This window comes from Streptomyces sp. ID05-39B (genome assembly GCF_033794725.1).
In the GTDB taxonomy this organism is placed as follows: Bacteria; Actinomycetota; Actinomycetes; order Streptomycetales; family Streptomycetaceae; genus Streptomyces; species Streptomyces bobili.
Genome location: NZ_JARGEF010000022.1, coordinates 13,903 through 34,023 on the forward strand (window position 1 = coordinate 13,903; position 20,121 = coordinate 34,023).

At 72.0% G+C, this 20,121-nt stretch carries 14 protein-coding genes; 12 read left to right on the forward strand and 2 right to left on the reverse strand.

From position 1 onward, the window contains the following. The first annotated feature begins 216 nt into the window (after nucleotides 1–216). The 6 genes from P1P75_RS08090 (at nucleotide 217) to P1P75_RS08115 (ending at nucleotide 7,645) form a co-directional block, all read left to right on the forward strand. Complete coding sequence (locus P1P75_RS08090) at nucleotides 217–2,445, forward strand: MMPL family transporter (protein ID WP_319252991.1); 2,229 nt, start codon at nucleotides 217–219, stop codon at nucleotides 2,443–2,445. Continuing rightward, the gene (locus P1P75_RS08095; protein WP_319252993.1) at nucleotides 2,423–2,995 is read left to right on the forward strand and encodes a GNAT family protein; all 573 of its coding nucleotides are present in this window, start codon (nucleotides 2,423–2,425) and stop codon (nucleotides 2,993–2,995) included. The genes P1P75_RS08090 and P1P75_RS08095 overlap by 23 nt, the downstream gene beginning before the upstream one ends. A 35-nt stretch (nucleotides 2,996–3,030) precedes the next feature. Further along, on the forward strand, nucleotides 3,031–3,621 hold the full coding sequence (locus tag P1P75_RS08100) for a hypothetical protein (RefSeq protein WP_319252995.1): 591 nt from the start codon (nucleotides 3,031–3,033) through the stop codon (nucleotides 3,619–3,621). 216 nt (nucleotides 3,622–3,837) lie between these two features. Beyond that, on the forward strand, nucleotides 3,838–4,035 hold the full coding sequence (locus P1P75_RS08105) for a hypothetical protein (RefSeq protein WP_319252997.1): 198 nt from the start codon (nucleotides 3,838–3,840) through the stop codon (nucleotides 4,033–4,035). A 263-nt stretch (nucleotides 4,036–4,298) separates the two neighbouring features. Next, nucleotides 4,299–7,343 (forward strand): AAA family ATPase, encoded by a 3,045-nt coding sequence (locus P1P75_RS08110; protein ID WP_319252999.1) that lies wholly within the window; start codon nucleotides 4,299–4,301, stop codon nucleotides 7,341–7,343. Between the two features lie 35 nt (nucleotides 7,344–7,378). Next, nucleotides 7,379–7,645: a DUF6191 domain-containing protein gene (locus P1P75_RS08115; RefSeq protein WP_319253001.1), complete on the forward strand. Its 267-nt coding sequence runs from the start codon at nucleotides 7,379–7,381 to the stop codon at nucleotides 7,643–7,645. A gap of 26 nt (nucleotides 7,646–7,671) precedes the next feature. Here P1P75_RS08115 and P1P75_RS08120 read toward each other — a convergent pair whose 3' ends face one another. Together P1P75_RS08120 and P1P75_RS08125 are read right to left on the reverse strand one after the other, a co-directional pair. Continuing rightward, nucleotides 7,672–8,814 carry a PQQ-dependent sugar dehydrogenase gene (locus P1P75_RS08120; protein ID WP_319253045.1) on the reverse strand — a complete coding sequence of 381 codons (1,143 nt, stop codon included), beginning with the start codon at nucleotides 8,812–8,814 and terminating at the stop codon, nucleotides 7,672–7,674. 146 nt (nucleotides 8,815–8,960) lie between these two features. Next, entirely contained in the window at nucleotides 8,961–9,959 is a 999-nt protein-coding gene (locus tag P1P75_RS08125; RefSeq protein ID WP_319253003.1) for an aldo/keto reductase, read from the reverse strand. Between the two features lie 76 nt (nucleotides 9,960–10,035). Here P1P75_RS08125 and P1P75_RS08130 point away from each other — a divergent pair, with 76 nt between their 5' ends. The 6 genes from P1P75_RS08130 to serA all read left to right on the forward strand — a co-directional run bounded on the left by P1P75_RS08130 (nucleotide 10,036) and on the right by serA (nucleotide 20,073). Then, nucleotides 10,036–11,001: a 2-hydroxyacid dehydrogenase gene (locus P1P75_RS08130; RefSeq protein WP_319253005.1), complete on the forward strand. Its 966-nt coding sequence runs from the start codon at nucleotides 10,036–10,038 to the stop codon at nucleotides 10,999–11,001. Between the two features lie 416 nt (nucleotides 11,002–11,417). After that, nucleotides 11,418–14,441 carry an EAL domain-containing protein gene (locus P1P75_RS08135; protein ID WP_319253007.1) on the forward strand — a complete coding sequence of 1,008 codons (3,024 nt, stop codon included), beginning with the start codon at nucleotides 11,418–11,420 and terminating at the stop codon, nucleotides 14,439–14,441. Between the two features lie 244 nt (nucleotides 14,442–14,685). Next, nucleotides 14,686–16,539, forward strand: coding sequence for an acetolactate synthase large subunit (locus P1P75_RS08140; RefSeq protein ID WP_319253008.1), 1,854 nt, complete (start codon nucleotides 14,686–14,688; stop codon nucleotides 16,537–16,539). A gap of 20 nt (nucleotides 16,540–16,559) precedes the next feature. After that, nucleotides 16,560–17,087, forward strand: coding sequence for an acetolactate synthase small subunit (gene ilvN, locus P1P75_RS08145; RefSeq protein ID WP_073494430.1), 528 nt, complete (start codon nucleotides 16,560–16,562; stop codon nucleotides 17,085–17,087). A 129-nt stretch (nucleotides 17,088–17,216) separates the two neighbouring features. After that, complete coding sequence (gene ilvC, locus P1P75_RS08150) at nucleotides 17,217–18,215, forward strand: ketol-acid reductoisomerase (protein WP_319253010.1); 999 nt, start codon at nucleotides 17,217–17,219, stop codon at nucleotides 18,213–18,215. A gap of 268 nt (nucleotides 18,216–18,483) precedes the next feature. Next, a complete protein-coding gene (serA, locus tag P1P75_RS08155) occupies nucleotides 18,484–20,073 on the forward strand; it encodes a phosphoglycerate dehydrogenase (protein WP_319253012.1) in 1,590 nt (529 codons plus the stop codon). The last annotated feature ends 48 nt before the right edge of the window (nucleotides 20,074–20,121 follow it).

A 20,121-nucleotide genomic window follows, 5' to 3' on the forward strand; every position in this document is an offset into this window, starting at 1 on the left:
ACGGCGGACTCACGACAGAGGCATCGTTATTGTCCTGTGATCTGGCTCCCACTCCTGTGAATAAGCCCACGAACCCCTCAAACGATCACTTACGCCTGTAAGAGTGGCCCCGCGTTACTCATGCGTTCTTTGCGGGCTGTTCAGTTCATGTACGGCTGTTCCCGATCAAAGATCCCAAGATCCCCACATGGTCTTCACTCTTCGGGAGCACGTCTCGTGGCAGCCCTTGCACAGTGGTGTGTCCGGCACCGCCTCGTCGCGGTCCTGCTCTGGCTTCTCGCCCTCGGTGGGACGGCCACCGCCGCGACGATCGCGGGCTCCTCGTACTCCAACGACTACGACGTCCCCGGCACCGAGTCCGGCCGGGCCACCCGGCTGCTCGCCGAGGGCTTCCCCGGCCTCGGCGGCGACAGCGACACCGTCGTCTGGCACACCGAGCGGGGGACCGTCCGCGCCGCCGCCGTCGAACAGACCATGACGCGTACCCTCGCGAGCATCGCCGACCTCCCCGGCGTCGCCTCCGTGGCCGGCCCCTACGACGACCAGGGCGCCACGCGGATCAGCGCCGACGGGCGCACGGCCTACGCCACCGTCACCTTCGAGGACAGCGCCGAGAACATCGACCGCGGCGAGGCGAAGGCCGTCGTCGACACCGCCGAGGCCGCGCGGACCGACGGACTCCGGGTGGAACTGGGCGGCAGCGCCGTCGCGCTCACCGAATCCTTTGGCGGGCACCTCGCCGAGGTCGTGGGCGTGGCCGTCGCCGCCGTCGTGCTGTTCCTCGCCTTCGGCTCGCTCGCCGCCTCCCTGCTGCCCATCGCCACCGCTCTGATCGGCGTCGGCACCGCCTACGCCGGGATCGCGCTGCTGGGGCACGCCATGACCGTCGCCGACTTCGCGCCCATGCTGGGCATGCTCGTCGGGCTCGGCGTCGGCATCGACTACGCGCTCTTCATCGTCACCCGGCACCGGCGCGGCCTGAAACGGGGCCTGCCGGTCGCCGAGGCCGCCGAGGACGCCGTAGCCACCACGGGACGGGCCGTCGTCTTCGCGGGCGCCACCGTCTGCATCGCCCTGCTCGGCATGCTGATCCTGCGGCTGGACTTCCTCAACGGCGTGGCGATCGCCGCCTGTCTGACCGTCGTACTGACGGTCGCCGCCGCCGTCACCCTGCTGCCCGCCCTGCTCTCCCTCATCGGCCCGCGCGCCCTCAGCCGCCGCGAACGGCGCCGCCTCGCCGAACACGGGCCCGAACTCGAACTGCCCACCGGCTTCGCCGCCCGCTGGTCGGCGTTCGTCGAACACCACCCCAAGCTCCTCGGCGCGCTCGCCCTCGTCGTGATCGCCGGTCTCGCCGTACCCACGCTCTCCCTCCGCCTCGGCACCTCCGACCAGGGCAACCGAGCCGAGAACACCACCACCCGCCAGGCCTACGACCTCCTCGCCGCGGGCTTCGGCCCCGGCGTCAACGGCCCGCTGACCCTGGTCACCCACGTCGACGGCGCCCAGGACCGGCTCGCCCTGGACAACCTCGACGCCACCCTGCTAGCCGCCGAGGGCGTGGCCGCCGTGACCCCGGTGACCTACAGCGCGGGCGGCGACAGCGCGTACCTCACCGTCGTACCGCAGTCCTCGCCGCAGTCGCACCGGACCAGTGACCTCGTCGACCTGCTGCGCGCCGAGGTGCTGCCGCGGGCCGAGGCCGGCACCTCGCTCGACGTCCAGGTGGGCGGGGTGACGGCCGGCTACGACGACTTCGCCGAGGTCATCGTGGGCAAACTGCCGCTGTTCGTCGGCGTCGTCGTCGGCCTCGGCTGTCTGCTGCTCCTGCTCGCCTTCCGTTCCGTCGGTATACCGCTCAAGGCCGCCGTGATGAACGTGGCCGCCGTCGCCGCCGCCTTCGGAGTCGTCGTCGCGGTCTTCCAGTGGGGCTGGGGAAGCGAAGCGCTGGGCCTGGGCAGAGCGGGGCCGATCGAACCCTTCCTCCCCGTGATCATGGTCTCGGTCCTCTTCGGGCTCTCCATGGACTACCAGGTCTTCCTGGTCAGCCGGATGTACGAGGAGTGGCTGGAGACCGGCGACAACCGGCGGGCCGTGCGCGTCGGGCTCGCCGAGACCAGCCGGGTGATCAACTCAGCCGCGGTCATCATGATCTCCGTCTTCCTCGCCTTCGTCCTCAGCGGCGACCGCGTGATCGCCATGTTCGGCATCGCGCTGGCCGCAGCCGTCGCCCTCGACGCGTTCGTCCTGCGCACCCTCCTCGTCCCCGCCCTGATGCACCTGCTCGGCGCCGCCAACTGGTGGCTGCCCCGCTGGCTGGACCGGCGCCTGCCGCGGATCAGCATCGAACCTCCCAAGTCCCGGGCCGCCCATGAGAGGCTCACCGAGGTCGTGGCGGAACTGGAGAAGGAGCGGCAGCCGGATGTACGCGATATCGCTGGGTGAGGGAGCCGAACTACGCCCCCTGGATCCCTGGCACGCCGAGGAGTTCCTGACGCACCTGGAGCGCGGCCGGGAGTTCATCAACCAGTACATCCCGTTCGCCGCCAAGGCCACCGACGTGCCCGGCGCGCGCGAGGTGCTCCAGCGGTACGCCGACATGCGGGCCGCCGACACCGGCTCGCTGCACGGCATCTGGTTGGACGGCGACCTGGTCGGCGGCGTGCTCTTCCTCAACTTCGACGCCGAGCAGGCCAACTGCGAGGTCGGCTGCTGGCTGGAACCCGCCGGAACCGGGCGCGGCCTCGTCACGCGCGCGATGCGGGTGCTCATCGACCACGCCGTCGAACGGCGCGGCATCCACCGCGTCGAGTGGGTCGCCTCCGCCGGCAACGTGCCCAGCCTCAACGTCGCCCGGCGGCTCGGGTTCACCCGCGACGGCGTACGGCGCGAGGCCTACCCCTATCGTGGAGTGCGGCACGACCTGGAAGTGTGGTCCGTGCTGGCCCCCGAGTGGCGAGCCGCACACACGCGTGTCGCTCACAGCGATCATTAAGAAACCTCTCAGAGAGCGTCCGTACGGTGCGAGACATGGGAACCAAGACAGTGGACGAGGCCGGCGCCGGGACGGGCGCGGAGGCCACCGAGGCGAAGCGCGACGAGGAGACGGTGGACGTCACCAAGACGGACGCGAAGGACGAGGTCACGCCGGTCGCCGAGGAGAGTGACGGCGTGGACACCGATGCCGGGGACAGTGACCTCGACGAGATCGTCGAGGAGAGCCGCCCGGCCGGTGTCGGCCTGGGCGCGGGAGCCGTCGTCTCTGTCGCGCTCGGCCTGGTGTCGCTCACCGGCGGCTGGATCGGGACGGTCGCCGCCGCGCGCCAGACCCTGGTCGGCCAGCTGGAGACGGCGTCGAGCGCGAGCGTCGCCGACCAGATCCAGGCCGTCTACGGCGACGCCTGGCAGGCCACCGCCCTGTGGGCCGGCCTGTTCGCGCTGGCGGCGCTCTTCACCGGCGTCGTGGTGCTGGCCCGGCCCGCCTTCGGCGCCCCCGGCAGGGTGCAGGCCCCGTGGATCAAGTCCGTCGCCTGGGCGGGCGTCACGCTCGGCGTGATCGGCCTGCTCCTGGCCGTCCTCAAGTACACCGACGCCCTGCTCGGACTGCCGTCCGCCAGTTGAGCCCTCGCGGCTCACGCGGTTCACGAGGGGTCTTAGTACGGCCGTAAGCACCTTACGGCCGTACTAAGGCCCCTCCCGCGTGTCTAAGGCCCCGCCCGGCCCCGAACATGCGGAACTCTCCCGATGTGGCGGACCCCCCTGGGAGACGAAGGTTGAGGCATCGAGAGCGTCGCACCGAGCGGCGCCGGATCCACCGACCTTCAGAGGACGTCCACCATGTACGAGTACGAGATCCACCAGGCCCGCTCCGCCGAACTCCTGCGCCGCGCCGCGGACGAGCGGCTGGCCCGCGAGGCCCTCCGCGGCCGCCGCGCCGCCCGCCGGGAGGCCCAGCGCGCAGCCCGCGCCGAGACCCCCGAGAGCGAACCCCATACCCACCGCCCCCGCCGGCTGCGGTCCGCCCGCACCGCGTGAGCACCGGGGCACGGCAGGGCGGCCGCACGGGGGTCGGCCGCCCTACCACGCCCACACCGGCCACGGCGACGGCGACCGGGCTGCCGGCGACAGCCGCGCCATCGAGCACGACCCGGCCGCCGGCCAGAGCCGCTTCGCCGACGACAGCCGCGGCACCAACGACAGCCCCGCCATCGACGACACCCGCGCCACCGATGACACGCACGGCACCGACGACACCCGCGCCACCGATAACGACTGGGCCGCCGTCGCACCTCCGTGCGATGCTCGCCCCCGTGGAGAACAGGTCCGTCAGCCCCGTCTTCGTCGGCCGCGCCGACGAGTTGGCCACTCTGAACGACGCGCTCGCCCGCGCCGCCGCGGGCGAGCCGCAGGCTTTGCTGATCGGCGGCGAGGCCGGGGTCGGCAAGACGCGGCTCGTCGAGGAGTTCGCCACCGCGGCCGACCGCCGGGGAGCCGTCGTCGCGCTCGGCGGCTGTGTCGAGATCGGCGCCGACGGGCTGCCCTTCGCCCCCTTCTCCACCGCGCTGCGCGCCCTGCGCCGGGCCCTGCCGGACGACCTGGCCGCCGCCGCGGCCGGCCAGGAGGAGGAACTCGCCCGGCTGCTGCCCGAGTTGGGGGAGGCGAGCGCGGGCCGGCACGACGAGGAGAGCATGGCCCGCCTCTTCGAACTCACCGCCCGCCTCCTGGAGCGGGTGGCCGCCGACCGCACCGTCGTGGTGGCCCTGGAGGACCTGCACTGGTCCGACGCCTCCACCCGCCATCTCCTCTCCTATCTGCTGCGCACCCTGCGCACCGGCCGCCTCGTCGTCCTCGCCACCTACCGCGCCGACGACATCCACCGGCGCCACCCACTGCGCCCCCTGCTCGCCGAACTCGACCGGCTGCGCACCGTCCACCGCCTCGACCTCGCCCGCCTCACCCGCGACGAGGTCGGCCGTCAGATCGCCGGTATCCTCGCCGCCGAACCAGACCCCGCCCAGGTCGACGACATCTTCGAACGCTCCGACGGCAACGCCTTCTTCGTCGAGGAACTCGCCGTCGCCGCCCACGAGGGCTGCCGCCCCGGCCTCACGGACACCCTGCGCGACCTGCTGCTCGTCCGCGTCGAGGCGCTGCCGGAGAGCGCCCAGAACGTCGCCCGGATCGTCGCCGAGGGCGGCTCCACCGTCGAGTACCGGCTGCTCGCCGCCGTGGCCCGGCTCGCCGAGGACGACCTCATCGAGGCCCTGCGCGCCGCCGTCGGCGCCAACATCCTGCTCGCCACCCCCGCCGGCGACGGCTACCGCTTCCGCCACTCCCTGGTCCGCGAGGCCGTCGGCGACGACCTGCTGCCCGGCGAACGCTCCCGTCTCAACCGCCGCTACGCCGAGGCCCTGGAGGCCGACCCGACGCTCGTCCCGGCCGACGAGCGCGTCACCCGCCTGGCCAGCTACTGGTACCACGCCCACGACCCGGCCAAGGCACTCCCCGCCGTCCTCGACGCCTCCGTCACCGCCCGCTCCCGGCACGCCTACAGCGAGCAACTGCGGCTCCTGGAACGCGCGATGGAACTCTGGGACGCCGCCCCCGAGGACGTACGGAACCGACTGCGGCCCCTCGACTACGCCGAGGCCTACCCCGCCTGCGGCTGCGATCCAGAGACCACGCCGCTGCGCTACCTCGACCTCATGGCCGAGGCCGCCGTGGCCGGCCGTCTGTGCGGGGACCGCGAAAGCGCACTGAAGATCACCAAGCGGGCGCTCCGGCTGCTGGAGGACGAGGACGACCCGCTGCGCAGGGCCTGGTTCTGGGTGCAGCGCTCCCGGCTGGTGCGCTCCCTGGGCCGGGGCAGCGGCCGCGAGGAACTGTCCACCGCACAGGACCTGGTGCGCGGCCTGCCGCCCAGCGAGGTGCACGCCGAGGTGCTCACCCATGTCGCCAACTGGTCCCTGCTGCACGCCCCCGGACCCGACGCCTACGCCGCCGCCGAGCACGCCGTGGAGTACGCCCGCATGGTCGGCGTCCGCGAGATCGAACTCGACGCCCGCCAGATCCTCGGCGTCCTCATGGTCGACGCCGGCCACGTCGAGCCCGGCCTCACCGCGTTGTACGAGGTCAAGGACCAGGCACTCGCCGAGAACATCCCGTCCGTCGCGCTGAACGCCTACGTCAACCTCCCCTCCGAACTCGAAGCCGTCGGCCGTTCCCGCGAGGCCCTGCCGATCATGGAGGAGGGCATCGCCTACGCGCGACGGCACGGACTCTCCGAGACGGAGTCCTGGGTCTGGGCCAACCTCGCCGAATCCCTGCTGTCGCTGGGCCGCTGGGACGAGGCCGAGCGGGCCTGCGCCGCCGCCGGACGCATCGGCCAGGGCGTGGGCATCCGGGGCTTCCACGCCGCCCTGTGCGGCGAACTCGCCCTGACCCGCGGCGACCTCGCCGAGTCCGGCCGCCAACTGGCGGCGGCGCGCGGGTACTTCGGCTCCCAGGACCTGGCACCCCAGAACGACCTGCCCCTCACCCGGCTCGCCGTCGCCCTCGCCGCGGGCGCGGGCCGCCTCCCGGACGCCCGCGCCCACCTCGCCCGCGCCCTCGACCGCGGCTTCCCGCCCGGCGCCCAGCGCTACGCCTGGCCGCTGCTCCTCACCGGGGCCGCCGCCGAGGGAGACGCCCGTGGCCTGCCCGGCGCCGACCAGGGCCGCGACGAGCTCCTCGCCCGCATCCGGGAGGCCGCCAAGAAGATCGTCGCCGTCGTCCCCGTCTGGCGGGCACACGAGCTGTGGCTGCGGGCCGAGCTGCTGCGCGCCGAGGGCCGCGGTGGCCCCGGGGACTGGGCCGAGGCGGTCACCGCCTTCGAGACGATGGAGCGCCCCCACGACCTCGCCCGCACCCGGTACCGGCTGGCCGAGGCCCTCCTCACGGAGGGTGGTGACGAGGAACGCGACCGTGCCGCGGAGCTGCTCCGCCTCGCCCACGCCGTCGCCGCCCACCTGGACGCACGGCCCCTCGCCGACGCGGTCGGCCGGCTCGCCCAGCGGGCCCGGCTGTCCCTGACGCCCGGTCCCCGCCGGGCCCCGGCCGCCTCCGACCCCGTCGAGGCGCTCGGTCTCACCGGCCGGGAACGCGACGTCCTGCGTCTGGTCTCGGCCGGCCGTACCAACCGCCAGATAGCCGAGACCCTCTTCATCTCGCCGAAGACGGCGAGCGTCCACGTCTCCAACATCCTGGGCAAGCTCGGCGTCGCAGGACGGGGCGAGGCGGCGGCGGTGGCGCACCGGCTGGGGCTCTTCCCGGCCGAAGCTCTCCAGGTGCCGCCCGCGGGGTGAGGCGTACGCTGGCCGGAACCGGCAGGGGAGGCGCCGTGTTCAACATGTTCGACGAACTGTTCGCACCCGGCCGCAAGCACACCCGTGACGAGCAGAACCGTCTGGAGCTGACCAGGCAGGACGTCGGTGACGCCGATCCCGGACACGGGCCGATAGACCTCGCGTCCGGAACCGTCGTGGTCGTGCGACCGCCCGACCCGGCGCCGCCCGACAAGGGCGCACCTGACCCGGCACCACCCGACGAGGCCGCACCTGACCCGGCTCCGCCCGACCCGGCCCCACCCGCGGAGCCCGGCGGCTGACGGGCGGGCCCGCGCGCGGGAAACCCTCAGCTCACCTCGAGCTCCAGGATCCGGTCGTCGCCCTCCTTCGGCGCGCCCCGGCCGTCCGTGTTGCTGGTCGTCACCCACAGCTTGCCGCCGCCCGCCGCGACCACGGTGCGCAGCCTGCCGTGGTCGCCCTCCAGGAAGGCCTGCGAATCGGCCGACGCGACCGTGCCCTTCAGCGGAACGCGCCACAGGCGCTGCCCCCTCAGGCCCGCCATCCATACCGAGCCCTTCGCGTAGGCGATCCCGCTGGGCGAGGCCTCGTCGGTGCCCCACTGGTCCAGCGGATCGCGGTACTTGCCGTCGTCGGACTTGCCCTCCGCCTCCGGCCAGCCGTAGTTGCCGCCCGGCACGATCGCGTTCAGCTCGTCCCAGGTGTTCTGGCCGAACTCGGCGGCGAACAGCCGCTGCTTCGCGTCCCAGGCGAGACCCTGCACATTGCGGTGGCCGTACGAGTACACCGGGGAGTCGGGGAAGGGGTTGCCCGGGGCCGGCTCGCCCTCCGGGGTCAGCCGCAGGATCTTGCCGCCCAGGGACTCCTTGTCCTGCGACAGACCCTGCCGGCCGCTCTCACCGGTGCCGACGTACAGCAGGCCGTCGGGGCCGAAGGCGATCCGCCCACCGTTGTGGATCATGCCCTTGGGGATGCCCCGGAACACGGTGTCCGGCGCGCCCAGCTGCTCGCCGACGGGGCGCCCGGCGTCGTACAGCATGCGCACCACGCGGTTGTCGGACGCCGAGGTGAAGTAGGCGTACACCATGTGGTCCGAGGCGTAGTCGGGGGAGAGGGCGATGCCGAGCAGGCCGCCCTCGCCCGCCGCCGAGACGCCCGGCACCTCACCCAGCTCGGTCTTCCTGCCGCTCTCCTCGTCGACCAGGGTGATCGTCCCCTCGTCGCGCGAGGCGACCAGCAGGCCGCCCTCGGGAAGCGGCACGAGGCCCCAGGGGGTGTTCAGACCCCCGGCGACGGTGCGCACCACCTTGACCGTGCCCTTGGCGGGCGGGGTCTCCTCGGCAGGCGAGGCGGACGAGCCGGCCGCCGTGGGGCTCGGGGACGGGCTCGGGGCGGCGCCCGGGGACCCCCGCTCGTCCGAGGAGCAGCCTGCCGACAGCAGGAGCACACTCGCGGCCAGTACGGCCGTCACTGCGCGACGTTGCACGATCTTGGTCCCTTCGACGCGGCGGTCCAGCGGCAGGTTCTCCTTGTCATACACCGCTCGCGCCGTTCGAGTTCCCGATCTCCGGAACCCGATTCCGCCGCCCCGGCCTCCACGGAGCCGCCCGGAGGTCCTCAGTCCCACGAACCCTGGGCCGCCGGCAGCTCCGCCACCTCGGCCAGGTCCCGCGCGCTCAGCCGCAGCCCGGCCGCCCCCGCGTTCTGCGCCACCCAGCGCTCCTGCTTGGCCCCCGGCACCGGCACCACGTGCCGGCCCTGCGCCAGCACCCAGGCCAGCGCCACCTGCGCGGCCGTCACGCCCTCGCCCTGCCGGGCGGCCACCCGGCGCAGACCCGCGACGACCGGCTGGTTGGCGGCCATCATCTCGGCGGTGAAACGGGGGTGCCGGGCCCGCATGTCATCGGGTTCGAAGCCCTCGCCGGGCGTCAGCGTGCCGGTGAGGAAACCATTCCCCAAAGGCATGGCCGCCAGAAACCCGATACCGCGGGCCTCGCACCACGGCAGCAGCGCGTCCAGCGCCTCCGGCGACCACACCGACAGCTCCGCCTCCACCGCGCTCACCGGGAACACCTGCTGCACCCGTCGCAGCTGACGGATCGTCGCGTCGTACAGCCGCCCGCCCGCACGGCGTCCGCCCCGCGCGCCCACCGCGCACAGGCCCAACGCCCGTACCTTGCCCGCCCGCACCAGCTCGGCCATCGCGCCCCACGTCTCCTCCACCGGGACCTCGGGGTCCGCGCGGTGCAGCTGGTACAGGTCGATGACGTCGGTCTGGAGCCGCCGGAGAGAAGCGTCACAGGCCCGTCTCACATAGCCGGGGCGGCCGTTGGCCACGATGTGCTGCTCGCCGACCAGCAGCCCGGCCTTCGTCGACACGAACGCGTCCCCGCGACGCTCCTTCAACACCCGCCCCAGCAACAGCTCGTTGGTGAACGGGCCGTACATGTCCGCGGTGTCCAGCAGGGAGACCCCCAGATCCAGCGCCCGGTGCAGGGCCCTCAGCGACTCGTCCCCCCGCTGCCGCGACCCGCTGTATCCCCAGCTCATCGGCATGCACCCGAGTCCGACGGCCCCCACCGCGAGCGCCGCCGCGCCGATCGTCCTGCGCTCCACCTGCTCGTGACCCTCCCTCGCCCGGCCCACCAACCTAACCGCTGCACGCGCGCATGCCTGACATAGCCTCCTCACCATGACTGCTGACCTGTGGCTTCCCATCCCGCCGGACGAGATCGAAGGGCTCCCCGAGGGCCTCCACCCCCTCTTCTGGGACGGCGGACCCACCGGAGAGCAGGAGTTCCCGGGTGACCCCGCCGACTGCGTCTTCTACGTCGTGCCCTACATGAAGCGGCAGCCCGTGAAGGTGCGCCCGCTGCCGCGGATGCGCAACGTCCGCGTCGTCCAGACCCTCACCGCGGGCGTCGACGACGTCACCGCGCGCCTGGCCGACCTCCCACCGGGCGTACAGCTCTGCAACGCGCGCGGGGTGCACGAGGCGAGCACCGCCGAACTGGCGCTCACCCTCACCCTGGCCTCCCTGCGCGGCATCCCGAAGTTCGTGCGCGCCCAGGAACAGGGCCACTGGCAGAGCGAGTTCCACCCCGCGCTCGCCGACAAGAACGTCCTCATCGTCGGGTACGGCGCGATCGGCTCGGCGATCGAGGACCGGCTCGCGCCGTTCGAGGTCGCGCGGGTGGCGCGCGTCGCGCGCTCCGCACGCACTACGGCGCGCGGTCCCGTGCACCCACTCACCGAACTGCCCGCGCTGCTGCCCGAGGCGGACGTCGTGATCCTCTCCACGCCCCTGACCGAGACCACCCGGCAACTGGTGAACACCGGCTTCCTCGCCCGCATGAAGAACGGCGCGCTGCTGGTCAACGTCGCCCGTGGCGCGGTCGTCGACACCAAGGCCCTGCTCGCGGAGCTGGAGAGCGGCCGGCTCACCGCCGCCCTGGACGTCACCGATCCCGAACCCCTGCCGCGGGACCACCCGTTGTGGCAGGCGCCGGGCGTGCTGATCAGCCCGCACGTCGGCGGGCCCACGTCCGCCTTCCTGCCGCGTGCCAAGCGCCTGCTGGTGGACCAGTTGGGGCGTTTCGTGAACCGGGAGCCCCTGCGCAACGTGATCCTTACGACGGGCGCCACCAACGAGGCCTGACGGCCACGGCACACCTACGGTCCGGTTCGGGCACGCTCCGCAGTCCCTCGGACGCGGTCCGTACCGGCATAGTCGCTGGTCGTCACTGAGCGTAGAGAAGCTATGTCCCTGAGTGACGAGACTGGTGTATCGTCCCGACAGGGGCTGCGCCGTGCACCGTTCGGCGCCGGGGATGGACATCTCAGACTGTGAGGGGGGCGACGGGCGATGCACGGCCTATGGACGAACGACCCGACGCGGCGGAGCCGCCGCCGACGGCCCTGTTGCACGGCCAGGCGCGGAAGCGACGGCCCCGCCGGTCACGGAAGCCGGCCCACCGGCCGTCACCACCGCAGGCACAGCGGCCGCCGCAGTCACGCGCACCCGGCGCACCGGGGCGTGCGGGACGCGGGAGCGGCACGGACCTGGAGGATCCGGTGAGTTCGCCGCCGACCTCCACGACCCTCCTCGACGGAGCGCCGCGGGCGCAGGCCCCCGCCCCGGCGGGCACGCCGCCTGCCAAGCCGCCGGCCTTCGGTGGCCCCGGATCGAACACGGTCCACCAACTCCTGCTGGCCCTGGTGTGCGCGGGATACGCCGTCGGTTCCGCGCTCGGCTGGGGGTCCGACCATGTCGCCCTGATCATGGGGGACTTCGGCCTCTCCGCGGCCGCGGGCGCCGCCTCCGTGTCGTGTGCCCTCTACGCGCGCACCCGCCGCGTCCGCCTGCGCCCCGCCTGGCTGCTGTTCTCGTTCTCCTCGGCGATGGCGGCCCTCGGCAACGCGATCTGGGGGTGGTACGAGGTGGTCCTGGAGCGGCCGGTGCCCAGCCCCAGCCTCGCCGACCTGTTCTTCCTCTGCTTCGCACCGCCCGCGATCGTGGGGCTGCTGGTGCTCGCCGCCCGGCCCGTGACCAAGGCCGGCTGGATCTGCCTCGCGCTGGACGCCTGGCTGATCGCCGGCTCGCTGCTCACCCTCGCCTGGAGCCTCGCGCTCGCCCAGGCCGCGGACCTCGACGGACCGAGCGTGGCGACCGCGGCGCTCACCCTGGCGTATCCGCTGCTCGACATCGCCCTCGTGAGCATGGTGCTGGTGCTGCACTTCCGGCGCTCGCCCGTCAACCGCACCGCGGTCAACACCGCGGTCAGCGCCCTCGCGCTGACCGTGATGTGCGACGCCCTGTTCACCTCACCGCTGCTGCACAACAACTACCGCTCGGGCCAGCTCCTCGACGCCGGCTGGTTCGCCGGATCCCTGCTCCTCGCATACGCCCCCTGGGCCGCCGGGCGGCACCGCAGGGCGGGCGCCGAGCGGCACACGCGCGTGGTGCACGAGCACGTGCCCGGACAGCGTCCGCACGGGCGGCAGCCCGCGCGGCAGCCCGCGCCGGGGGCCGAGGCGACCCGCTATCCGGTCACCCGCCCCATCACCGGCTCCCTGGCCGCCCTCACGCCCTATCTGGCCGCCGCCGTCTGCACCCTGGGGATCCTCTACAACGTCCTCAACGGCCGCAGCGTCGACCGCGTCGTCCTCCTCACCGGCGGCGCCGTCGTGCTGGCCCTCGTGGTGCGCCAGGGCATCATGCTGCTCGACAACATCACCCTCACCCAGGAGCTGGCCCAGAAGGAGAACCACTTCCGGTCCCTGGTGCAGGGCTCCAGCGACGTCATCATGATCGCCGCCCCCAGCGGCGTCCTGCGCTACGTCTCCCCGGCCGCCGCCGGTGTCTACGGCCGGACCGCCGAGGAGCTGGTGGGCACCGAACTGGCCGACCTCATCCACCCGGAGGACCTGGGGTGTGTGGTGCACGAGGTGCGCCGCTTCCTCGCCGCCAACCCCCAGGAGGAACCCACCACGCGCATCGAGTGCCGGTTCCGCTTCGGCGACGGGGGAGGCTGGCTCAACGTCGAGTCCACCGTGAACCGGCACCACGGCGGCCTGATCTTCAACAGCCGCGACGTGACCGAGCGGGTCCGCCTCCAGGCGCAGCTCCAGCACAACGCCGAGCACGATCCACTCACCGACCTGCCCAACCGCGCCCTGTTCACCCGGCGCGTGCAGCAGGCGCTCTCCGGCCGTCGCAGCTCCGACCGGGGCGCCGCCCTGCGCAACACCGCGGTCCTCTTCATCGACCTGGACGGCTTCAAGGCCGTCAACGACACCATCGGCCACCAGGCCGGCGACGAACTCCTCATCCAGGCCGCCCGCAGGCTCCAGGACGCCGTGCGGCAGGGGGACACCGCCTCCCGGCTCGGCGGCGACGAGTTCGCCGCCCTGATCGTCGGCGACGGCACCCGCGACCGCGGTGCCCGAGAGGGGCACATACTGGAGCTGGCCGACCGGCTGCGGCTCACGCTCTCCCAGCCGTATCTGATCGACGGCAGCGAGGTGCGGGTCGCCGCCTCCATCGGCGTGGCCTTCGCCGAGGCGGGACTCGGCGCCGGAGAGCTGCTGCGCAACGCCGACCTCGCGATGTACCGGGCCAAGGCGGGCGGCAAGGGCCGGGTCGAGCTGTACAAGCCGCAGATGCAGCAGGACGTCGTACGCAAGGCGGAGCTGGCGACGCGGTTGCGCGCCGCGTTGCACGACGGGGAGTTCGCGCTGCTGCACCAGCCCGTGGTGCGGCTGGACGACGGCCGGATCTCGTCGGTCGCCGCGCAGCCGCGGTGGCGGTCCTCGCAGGGGGTGCTGTTCACCCCCGCCGAGTTCCTCCGGGTGGCGGACGAGGGCGACCGGACCGCCGAACTGGGCCGCTGGGTGCTGGAGCAGGCCGTCGAGCAGGCCGCCGACCGCGCCGCGAGCGGGCTGAACGTACCGGTGGTGGTCCAGACGGGCGCCCGGCGGCTGCTGGACCGCTCGCTGCCGCTGGGCTCCGTGGAGGCCCTGCTGACCCGCCACGGGCTGCCGTCCGGGTCCCTGGTGATAGAGCTGTCCGACATCGACGCCGGGGTCCGTCTGGACGACCTGGAGCGCCGGCTCGCCGCACTGAGGCGCCTGGGTGTCCGGATCGTGCTGGACGGCTTCGGCGGCGGCGTGGCCATAACGGCGCTGCGCCGGCTCCCCGTCGACGTACTGAAACTCGACCGGGGTCTGGTCGAGGGGGTCGTGGAGTCCGACCGGCTGCACAAGATCACCAGTGGGCTGCTGCGGATCGCCGGAGAACTCGGACTCCAGTCCGTGGCCGAGGGCGTGGACCTTCCGGAGCAGGTCGTCGCCCTGCGCTCGATGGGCTGCACGCACGGGCAGGGCATGGCCTTCGCCGGACCGCTCGACGAGTACCGGCTGCGCCGGGCGCTCGGGCGGGGCAGCTGCCCCTTGCCGCACGGGCCCGCCGAGCCCGCGTTCACCGGGGGCGCCGCGGGGGTGTTCACCGCGGGGGTCCCGGCCGTCCTGGGAGGCGGCAGCCTCGGTGGTGGCACGGCCCTGCGCTCACATAATGAGACCCCCGTCCCACCCACTTGACAGTCGGTGCGTGCCGGGGGGAGGGTCAATGCCATGCGCACCCGAATTCTCGTACTTGGACAGCGCGTCGGCTGAGCTGGGACGCACCGGAGGACGATCCGGAATCCCCAGCGACCCACACCGGCGCGCTCCCCTCGCTTGCCTTTTGGCACGAGGGGTTTTTTGTTGCACCAGTACCTGCAGTCCAGCAGTCGAACACCGTACAAACCTCGCAAAAACCCTCAGCATCGAGAAGAGAATGCCGATGACCGAGCAGGCCACCGGGGCCCATCACCCGCAGCCGCGGCCCCGATCCGGAGGGCAGCACTCCGCGCCCGTCGAGCACGTGACGGGTGCGCAGTCCCTCATCCGTTCTCTCGAGGAGGTCGGCGCCGACACGGTATTCGGCATTCCCGGCGGTGCGATCCTTCCCGCGTACGACCCGCTGATGGACTCCACGAGGGTCCGTCACATCCTGGTCCGCCACGAGCAGGGCGCGGGCCACGCCGCCACCGGATACGCGCAGGCCACCGGCAAGGTCGGTGTCTGCATGGCCACCTCGGGACCGGGCGCCACCAACCTGGTCACCCCGATCGCCGACGCCCACATGGACTCGGTGCCGCTGGTCGCGATCACCGGCCAGGTCGCCTCCAAGGCGATCGGCACGGACGCCTTCCAGGAGGCGGACATCGTCGGCATCACCATGCCGATCACCAAGCACAACTTCCTGGTCACCAAGGCCGAGGACATCCCGCGCGTCATCGCGCAGGCCTTCCACATCGCCTCCACCGGCCGTCCAGGGCCGGTCCTGGTCGACATCGCCAAGGACGCCCTCCAGGCGCGGACGACCTTCTCCTGGCCGCCCACCATGGACCTGCCCGGCTACCGCCCGGTGACCAAGCCGCACGCCAAGCAGATCCGCGAGGCCGCCAAGCTGATCACCGCCGCCAAGCGGCCGGTCCTCTACGTCGGCGGCGGCGTCCTCAAGGCCCAGGCGACCGCCGAGCTGAAGGTCCTCGCCGAGCTGACCGGCGCGCCCGTCACCACCACCCTGATGGCGCTGGGCGCGTTCCCCGACACCCACCCGCTGCACCTGGGCATGCCCGGCATGCACGGCTCGGTGGCCGCCGTCACCGGACTCCAGAAGGCCGACCTGATCGTCGCCCTCGGCGCCCGCTTCGACGACCGCGTCACCGGGAAGCTCGACAGCTTCGCGCCGTACGCCAAGATCGTCCACGCGGACGTCGACCCGGCCGAGATCGGCAAGAACCGTGCCGCCGACGTGCCGATCGTGGGCGACGCCCGCGAGGTCCTCGCCGACCTGATCCAGGCCGTGCAGAAGGAGCACACCGAGAGCGGGCCGGGCGACTACACCGCCTGGTGGAAGGACCTCAGCCGCTGGCGCGAGACCTACCCGCTGGGCTACGACCAGCCCGCGGACGGCTCGCTCTCCCCGCAGCAGGTCATCGAGCGCATCGGGCAGCTCGCGCCCGAGGGCACGGTGTTCGCGGCGGGCGTCGGCCAGCACCAGATGTGGGCCGCGCACTTCATCCAGTACGAGAAGCCCGCCACCTGGCTGAACTCCGGCGGCGCCGGCACGATGGGCTACGCGGTCCCGGCCGCGATGGGTGCCAAGGCGGGCGTCCCCTCCAAGACCGTCTGGGCGATCGACGGCGACGGCTGCTTCCAGATGACCAATCAGGAACTGACCACCTGCGCCCTGAACAACATCCCGATCAAGGTCGCCATCATCAACAACGGCGCCCTCGGGATGGTCCGCCAGTGGCAGACCCTCTTCTACAACCAGCGCTACTCCAACACCGTGCTGCACAGCGGCCCGGAGGCGGACGGCAAGCAGCCGAGCGCCGGCACCCGCGTCCCCGACTTCGTCAAGCTGTCGGAGGCGATGGGCTGCTACGCGATCCGCTGCGAGGACCCGGCCGACCTGGACAAGGTCATCGAAGAGGCGAACTCGATCAACGACCGCCCCGTCGTCGTGGACTTCATCGTCCACGAGGACGCGATGGTGTGGCCGATGGTCGCCGCAGGCACCTCCAACGACGAGATCATGGCCGCACGGGACGTCCGCCCCGACTTCGGCGACAACGAAGACGACTGAGCGAGGAAGACCCAAGAGACATGTCCAAGCACACGCTCTCCGTCCTGGTGGAGAACACGCCCGGCATCCTCGCCCGGATCGCCGCCCTGTTCTCCCGCCGAGGCTTCAACATCGACTCGCTCGCGGTCGGTGTCACCGAGCACCCCGAGATCTCGCGCATCACCATCGTGGTGAACGTGATCGAGGAACTGCCGCTCGAGCAGGTCACCAAGCAGCTCAACAAGCTCGTCAACGTGCTGAAGATCGTGGAGCTGGAACCCGGATCGGCCGTTCAGCGCGAACTCGTTCTGGTGAAGGTGCGCGCCGACAACGAGACGCGCTCCCAGATCGTCGAGATCGTCCAGCTGTTCCGCGCCAAGACCGTGGACGTCTCCCCGGAAGCCGTCACCATCGAGGCCACCGGCGGCAGCGACAAGCTCACCGCCATGCTCAAGATGCTCGAGCCGTACGGCATCAAGGAGCTGGTCCAGTCCGGCACGATCGCGATCGGCCGCGGCTCCCGTTCGATCACCGACCGTTCGCTGCGAGCACTGGACCGGTCGGCGTAACGACGCGAGGCGACGGAACCGGGCGGCCGGCCGACACGGGCCGCCCGTATACCGAGACCCCGAGACTTCCCTTCCGCCCGCCGTCATACGGTGGGACGCAACACCTGCACACCAAGGAGAGAACCCAAAGTGGCCGAGCTGTTCTACGACGCTGACGCCGACCTGTCCATCATCCAGGGCCGCAAGGTCGCGGTCATCGGCTACGGCAGCCAGGGCCACGCCCACGCGCTGTCGCTGCGCGACTCCGGTGTCGACGTGCGGGTCGGTCTGCACGAGGGCTCCAAGTCCAAGGCCAAGGCCGAGGAGCAGGGTCTGCGCGTGCTGAGCCCGGCGGAGGCGTCCGCCGAGGCCGACCTCATCATGATCCTGATCCCGGACCCGATCCAGGCCCAGGTCTATGAGGAGTCCATCGCCCCGAACCTGAAGGACGGCGACGCGCTGTTCTTCGCGCACGGCTTCAACGTGCGCTTCGGCTTCATCAAGGCCCCGGCCGGCGTGGACGTCGCCCTGGTCGCCCCGAAGGGTCCGGGCCACCTGGTCCGCCGTCAGTACGAGGAGGGCCGCGGCGTCCCCGCGATCGCGGCCGTCGAGCAGGACGCCACCGGCAACGCCTTCGCGCTGGCCCTGTCGTACGCCAAGGCCATCGGCGGCACCCGCGCCGGTGTCATCAAGACGACCTTCACCGAGGAGACCGAGACCGACCTGTTCGGTGAGCAGGCCGTGCTGTGCGGTGGCACCTCGGCGCTGGTCAAGGCGGGCTTCGAGACCCTGGTCGAGGCCGGCTACCAGCCGGAGATCGCCTACTTCGAGTGCCTCCACGAGCTGAAGCTGATCGTGGACCTCATGTACGAGGGCGGCCTGGAGAAGATGCGCTGGTCGGTCTCCGAGACCGCCGAGTGGGGCGACTACGTCACCGGCCCGCGCATCATCACGGACGCCACCAAGGCCGAGATGAAGCAGGTCCTCGCCGAGATCCAGGACGGCACCTTCGCCCAGAACTGGATGGACGAGTACCACGGCGGTCTGAAGAAGTACAACGAGTACAAGACGGCCGACTCCGAGCACCTGCTGGAGACCACCGGCAAGCAGCTGCGCAAGCTGATGAGCTGGGTCGACGAGGAGGCGTAAGCCTCACGCCGGGGGGCCGGAGCGATTCGCTCCGGCCCTCGTCGGTTAACCAGGGGTAACGCCGTGTGTCATGGTGTTGTCCAGCCCGTCCAGCCACGGACGGGTGATCCTTCCGCAGAGGCGCAAGACGCTCCTCGCCGCGCCACTACACTGCTGCACTAATACGCGTCAGGCCCACAGCGTCGTGCGTCTTCCACGCGGCTAGCCCCTCCTCCGCCTGCGGCCGTCGGGACGGCCGTCCGCACGCTTTGGACTTGTGAGGACTCACGTGAGCTCGAAACCTGTCGTACTCATCGCTGAAGAGCTGTCGCCCGCGACCGTGGACGCACTCGGCCCGGACTTCGAGATCCGGCACTGCAACGGAGCGGATCGAGCCGAACTGCTCCCGGCCATCGCCGATGTCGACGCGATCCTGATCCGCTCGGCCACCAAGGTGGACGCCGAGGCGATCACCGCCGCGAAGAAGCTGAAGGTCGTCGCGCGAGCCGGCGTCGGCCTGGACAACGTCGACGTGTCCGCCGCCACCAAGGCCGGCGTGATGGTCGTCAACGCCCCCACCTCCAACATCGTGACCGCCGCCGAGCTGGCGTGCGGTCTCCTGCTCGCCACCGCCCGCCACATTCCGCAGGCCAACGCCGCGCTGAAGAACGGCGAGTGGAAGCGCAGCAAGTACACCGGCGTGGAGCTGGCCGAGAAGACCCTCGGCGTCGTGGGCCTCGGCCGTATCGGCGCGCTCGTCGCCCAGCGCATGTCGGGCTTCGGGATGAAGGTCGTCGCCTACGACCCCTATGTGCAGCCCGCGCGGGCCGCGCAGATGGGCGTCAAGGTCCTGTCGCTGGACGAGCTGCTCGAGGTCTCCGACTTCATCACGGTCCACCTGCCCAAGACCCCCGAGACGGTCGGTCTGATCGGCGACGAGGCGCTGCGCAAGGTCAAGCCCAGCGTGCGGATCGTCAACGCGGCCCGGGGCGGCATCGTCGACGAGGCGGCGCTGTACTCGGCGCTGAAGGAGGGCCGGGTCGCCGGCGCCGGCCTCGACGTGTACGCCAAGGAGCCCTGCACGGACTCCCCGCTGTTCGAGTTCGACCAGGTCGTCGCCACCCCGCACCTCGGTGCCTCCACCGACGAGGCGCAGGAGAAGGCCGGCATCGCCGTCGCCCGCTCGGTGCGCCTCGCCCTCGCCGGCGAGCTGGTCCCGGACGCGGTGAACGTCCAGGGCGGCGTCATCGCCGAGGACGTCAAGCCTGGCCTGCCCCTCGCCGAGCGCCTCGGCCGCATCTTCACCGCGCTCGCCGGTGAGGTCGCCGTCCGCCTCGACGTCGAGGTCTACGGCGAGATCACCCAGCACGACGTGAAGGTGCTGGAGCTGTCCGCGCTGAAGGGTGTCTTCGAGGACGTCGTCGACGAGACCGTGTCGTACGTCAACGCCCCGTTGTTCGCGCAGGAGCGCGGCGTCGAGGTGCGGCTGACGACCAGCTCGGAGTCGGCCGACCACCGCAACGTCGTCACGGTGCGCGGCACGCTCAGCAGCGGCGAGGAGGTGTCGGTGTCCGGCACGCTGGCCGGTCCGAAGCACCTGCAGAAGATCGTCGCCGTCGGTGAGTACGACGTGGACCTCGCGCTCGCCGACCACATGGTCGTGCTGCGGTACGAGGACCGTCCGGGTGTCGTCGGCACCGTCGGGCGCATCTTCGGCGAGGCCGGGATCAACATCGCCGGCATGCAGGTCGCCCGCGCGGCGGTCGGCGGGGAGGCCCTCGCGGTCCTCACCGTGGACGACTCGGTCCCCGCGGGTGTCCTGGCGGAGGTCGCCGTGGAGATCGGCGCGGCGTCCGCGCGCGCGGTGAACCTGGTCTGACGTGGGTGGGGGGTCCGGGGGCTGCCGCCCGCGGACCCCCGCTTCGGC

What these genes read in the sequence shown, in the direction of transcription:
- P1P75_RS08095 (WP_319252993.1), top strand. Translation starts at nt 2,423, where the DNA reads ATGTACGCGATATCGCTGGGTGAGGGAGCCGAACTACGCCCCCTGGAT.
- P1P75_RS08100 (WP_319252995.1), top strand. Translation starts at nt 3,031, where the DNA reads ATGGGAACCAAGACAGTGGACGAGGCCGGCGCCGGGACGGGCGCGGAG.
- P1P75_RS08105 (WP_319252997.1), top strand. Translation starts at nt 3,838, where the DNA reads ATGTACGAGTACGAGATCCACCAGGCCCGCTCCGCCGAACTCCTGCGC.
- P1P75_RS08110 (WP_319252999.1), top strand. Translation starts at nt 4,299, where the DNA reads ATGCTCGCCCCCGTGGAGAACAGGTCCGTCAGCCCCGTCTTCGTCGGC.
- P1P75_RS08130 (WP_319253005.1), top strand. Translation starts at nt 10,036, where the DNA reads ATGACTGCTGACCTGTGGCTTCCCATCCCGCCGGACGAGATCGAAGGG.
- P1P75_RS08140 (WP_319253008.1), top strand. Translation starts at nt 14,686, where the DNA reads ATGACCGAGCAGGCCACCGGGGCCCATCACCCGCAGCCGCGGCCCCGA.
- ilvN (WP_073494430.1), top strand. Translation starts at nt 16,560, where the DNA reads ATGTCCAAGCACACGCTCTCCGTCCTGGTGGAGAACACGCCCGGCATC.